Genomic DNA, 4194 nt, shown 5'->3' on the forward strand with positions numbered 1-4194 from the left:
GTTCTCCTCGGCATCGTCGGCGTCGGCCGCGACCGCGGTCGCGCCGGTCTGGTCGGTGATCGCCTCGCCCTCGGCTTCCGGCTCATCGACCTCGACATGCTTCTGCAGCGAGTGGATCAGGTCTTCCTTGAGGTCGTCAGGCGACAGCGTCTCGTCGGCGATCTCGCGCAGCGCGATGACTGGGTTCTTGTCATTGTCGCGCGGAACGGTGATCTGCGCGCCCTGGCTGATCTGGCGGGCGCGATGGCCGGCGAGCAGCACGAGTTCAAAACGGTTGTCGACCTTGTCGATGCAATCTTCAACGGTTACGCGGGCCATGGACTGCCCCTTTCATGCGATGGATTTGATGGAAAGCTGGCGCGCTCCATAACGCGGGCGCGGCCGAAATACAAGCTTTTTGGCGGCGGCGCCAGCTTATGGGCCGTTGCCCGGCTCATCATCGCGCCACGCCATGATGCGGCTCACATAGTCGCGATCACAATTGCTTGCAATGTGGGCCGTGCCCTTGGATATCCATAAATTGCGCGTTATCTCGGATATGACGGGTAGCAAGCGCATTTGTGGACCTGCCCGTCGACGCTTTTAAGACGACAGAAATTTTTGAAAGGGATGTTTTTCAATGTTCGATCCCCGTGAAAAGATCGCTCTTTTCATCGACGGCGCCAATCTCTACGCCACGTCCCGCGCGCTGGGCTTCGACATCGACTACCGCAAGCTCCTGTCGAGTTTCCAGAAGCGCGGGTATCTCTTACGCGCTTATTATTACACCGCGCTGGTCGAGGACCAGGAATATTCCTCGATCCGGCCGCTGATCGACTGGCTTGATTATAACGGTTTCAAGGTGGTGACCAAGCCCGCCAAGGAATTCACCGACTCGACCGGCCGCCGCAAGATCAAGGGCAACATGGACATCGAGCTGACCGTCGATGCGCTGGAGCTTGCCGACGTCGTCGACCACTATGTCATCTTCTCCGGCGACGGCGACTTCCGCACGCTGGTCGAGGCGCTGCAGCGGCGCGGACGCAAGGTGTCGATCATTTCGACCATGGCCTCGCAGCCGCCGATGATTTCCGACGATCTGCGCCGCCAGGCCGACCACTTCATCGACCTGATGACGCTGAAGAGCGACGTCGGCCGCGATCCGTCCGAGCGGCCGGTGCGCCGGCCGGAACCCGCCGAAGTCGACGAGGACGATTATTGACGGGCGGCGGCCTTGACCGCCACAACCTCCCCCGAACCCAGCCGCGACTGCCCGCTTTGCCCGCGGCTGCATGATTTCATCGCCGCCTGGCGCGAGCGCGAGCCGGGCTGGTTCAATGCGCCGGTGCCGACCTTCCTGCCGCCCGAGGGTGAAGCCTCGGTCCGGCTGCTGATCGTTGGGCTTGCGCCCGGTTTGCGCGGCGCCAACCGGACGGGGCGCCCCTTCACCGGCGACTATGCCGGCGACCTGCTCTACGGCACGATGATCGCGCAGGGCCTGGCGCGCGGCGAGTTCAAGGCGCGGCCGGATGACGGGCTTGAGTTGGTCGGCACGGCCATCACCAATGCGGTGCGCTGCGTGCCGCCGGAGAACAAGCCGGTCGGCGCCGAGATCGCCACCTGCCGGACTTTTCTGAAGCCCACCATCGCGCGCTTTCCCAATCTGCGCGCCATTCTGACGCTGGGTTCAATCGCGCACCAGTCGACGGTGCGGGCGCTGGGCGAGCGCGTCGCGGCCATTCCGTTCCGCCACGGCGGAAAGCAGGAGGCCGGCGGCATCACGCTGTTCTCCAGCTATCACTGCTCGCGCTACAACACCAATACGGGCGTGCTGACGGAACAGATGTTCGTCAGCGTGTTCAGCGAGATCGCAGCGTTCCTGAGGGGCTAGACCCAAATCACCTTAGGTGCGCTGCCCACCCGCTCATACCGGCAGCAGCGCATCCGGCTTCACGTCGCCGATCGAGGCGTAAGTGTGCGTCTCCTTCACGCCGGGCAGCGGCAGGATGACCCGGGTCAGGAAATCCTGATAGGCGGCCATTTCGGAGATGCGCGCCTTCACCAGATAGTCGAAGCCGCCGACGACCATATGGCATTCCAGCACCTCTGGCGCCTTGATCACCGCCTCGGCAAACCGCTCGAAAATATGCGGCGCCGTATGGTCGAGACGAACCTCGATGAAGACGAGCGTGCCACGCCCGATCTTTGCCGGATTGAGCACGGCCCTGACCGCGGTGATGTAACCCTCGCGAAACAGCCGCTTTACGCGCAGGCTGGTGCCGGTCGGCGACAGGCCGACACGCGCCGCCAGATCAAGTGTGGTGCGACGCCCGTCCTCCTGCAGCAGGCGAAGAAGATTGCGGTCGACCGCGTCGAGATCGCTGGCTTCCGGATTCACTTCAGAACGCCCCTTCTAGCGTGAATATCGCTACGATTTCCAAAAAGGAGCGTATTTCAACACAGCGAACTGAACAATAGCCTGCACTTTCATCGTGCCGGTGGTCCGCCCGGACGACATATGGGTGACAGTGTGGCAAGCGAACGAGACTCGGGAAGCACGACACTGGCGATTTTCGCCGGCCTGACCATGATCGGCATCTATGCCATCCAATTCGTCGCCGCCCGCTTCAGCCTCCGGGAGCATCTGACGGCGACGGACCTAGCCGTCTTGCGCTTTGGCGGCGCCGCGGTGGTCTTTCTGCCGATCGCCTGGCGCGGTGGCTTCGCAGGCATGAGAGCGCTTGGCTGGCGACGAGCCTTGGCCTTGGCAGCGCTGGCCGGATTGCCTTATCCGCTGATCATCAATTGGGGCCTGACCTATGCGCCTGCTGCCCATGCGGCGGCGCTCTGCCCCGCGTCAATCGTCTTCTTCTCGTTCCTGCTGTCGCGCATCGTCTTCCACGACGGCGCTTCGCGGCAACGGACCATCGGCGTCCTCGCGATCATCGCGGGCCTGTTCCTGTTCCTCGCGCCGGCGCGCGACGGAACAGGCAGCGTTCTCTTCGGCGACATGCTTTTCATCGGATCGGGCCTAATGTTTTCGACCTATGCCGTTCTTGTCAGGCGCTGGCGCGCCGATCCCGTCACGGCGACGGCCGCGGTGGTGCTCCTGTCCTGCCTGCCGCTGCCGGTTCTCTATCTCCTCGCGCCAAGCCAAATCCATGCAGCGGCCGTTGGGGAAATCATCGGTCAGATCGTGATCCAGGGGATTCTGGCCGGCGCGGCGGCCATGTTCCTCTATACCTACATCGTCCGGCATTTGGGGCCGCAGGCGGCATCGCTGTTCCTGCCCGGCATACCGATCGCCACGGTGGTTGTCGGCATGGCCGTACTCGGCGAAACGCCGATGACGATCCAGTTCGCAGCCATAGCCATCATGGCCGCCGGGATGGGCTTGTCAGCGATCGGAGGACGTATTGCCAGCAGACGTCTCAGTACACCAGCGCCGGGAGGATCGTGAGCCTTCGGCCGCGCGGCAAACACACTTCAAGGGCCGGCAATTGAAGGCGTCGGCGCGAACAACTCGGCCATCGTCTCGCGGCTGCCTTTGAGAACGTTGAGATCGACATCGCCTTCGATGCCGTCGACGCGGCCCATATTGTGATACTGCCAATAGATCCAGTCGTTTTCGCGCGGCCTGATCGCTAGCGAACGCAGCCAGCGCCGGCGCGCGATGATGGTTGCGGAATAGGCGTCGGCCGCCTCATCGGTCAGGTAGAAGATCGCCTGCTTGCCGAAGGCCGCCTCGACCGGGCCGAGGAAAGCGGCAAGCTCGGTGTTCAACTGCTCGGGCGACGGCCGTTGCGGGCAGTTGCCGCCGAACTCGATGTCGACCACCGGCGGCAAAAGCGGTTCGCCGCGCGGCACCACGGCAATGAAATTCTTCGCTTGGTCGGCCCCCGGCCGGCAGAAGGTGAAGAAGTGATAGGCGCCGACCGCGAGGCCGGCCGCGCGGGCTTCGCGTAGGTTCGTGGCGAACAGGGTGTCGACATGGGTGCCGCCTTCGGTGGCCTTGATGATGGCGAAGGCGACATCGTCGGCCGCGACGCGCCGCCAGTCGATCTTGCCCTGATGATGCGAGACGTCGATGCCCCGGATCGGGAATTCCTCGCTATCCGGCGAAAAGCCACGGAACCAGAAATAGGCGCCGGCCGCGACGGCACAGGCGACAACCACACTGGCCAGGCCCCAGAAAACGATCCGCTTGCCCAAGAC

At 63.5% G+C, this 4194-nt stretch carries 6 protein-coding genes; 3 read left to right on the forward strand and 3 right to left on the reverse strand.

Features of this window, described 5'->3' with window-relative positions; translation table 11 throughout:
- On the reverse strand, positions 1 to 318 hold a 318-nt coding region (rpoZ, locus tag EOA28_RS26865; protein WP_128315457.1), incomplete at its 3' end, for a DNA-directed RNA polymerase subunit omega.
- 301 nt (positions 319 to 619) lie between these two features.
- Here rpoZ and EOA28_RS26870 point away from each other — a divergent pair.
- Positions 620 to 1201, forward strand: a complete 582-nt coding sequence (locus EOA28_RS26870; protein ID WP_126078321.1) for an NYN domain-containing protein — start codon at positions 620 to 622, stop codon at positions 1199 to 1201.
- Between the two features lie 12 nt (positions 1202 to 1213).
- The gene (locus EOA28_RS26875; RefSeq protein WP_127251722.1) at positions 1214 to 1870 is read left to right on the forward strand and encodes a uracil-DNA glycosylase; all 657 of its coding nucleotides are present in this window, start codon (positions 1214 to 1216) and stop codon (positions 1868 to 1870) included.
- Between the two features lie 33 nt (positions 1871 to 1903).
- Here the strand turns inward: EOA28_RS26875 and EOA28_RS26880 are convergent, their stop codons facing one another.
- A complete protein-coding gene (locus EOA28_RS26880) occupies positions 1904 to 2377 on the reverse strand; it encodes an Lrp/AsnC ligand binding domain-containing protein (protein ID WP_127251723.1) in 474 nt (157 codons plus the stop codon).
- A gap of 120 nt (positions 2378 to 2497) precedes the next feature.
- On the opposite strand from EOA28_RS26880, the gene EOA28_RS26885 reads away from it, so the two are divergent.
- Positions 2498 to 3439 (forward strand): DMT family transporter, encoded by a 942-nt coding sequence (locus EOA28_RS26885; RefSeq protein ID WP_281059312.1) that lies wholly within the window; start codon positions 2498 to 2500, stop codon positions 3437 to 3439.
- 26 nt (positions 3440 to 3465) lie between these two features.
- On the opposite strand, the gene EOA28_RS26890 is transcribed toward EOA28_RS26885, so the two are convergent.
- On the reverse strand, positions 3466 to 4194 hold a 729-nt coding region (locus tag EOA28_RS26890; protein ID WP_348633439.1), incomplete at its 5' end, for a GH25 family lysozyme.

This window comes from Mesorhizobium sp. M2A.F.Ca.ET.067.02.1.1 (genome assembly GCF_004023285.1).
Taxonomy (GTDB): Bacteria; Pseudomonadota; Alphaproteobacteria; order Rhizobiales; family Rhizobiaceae; genus Mesorhizobium.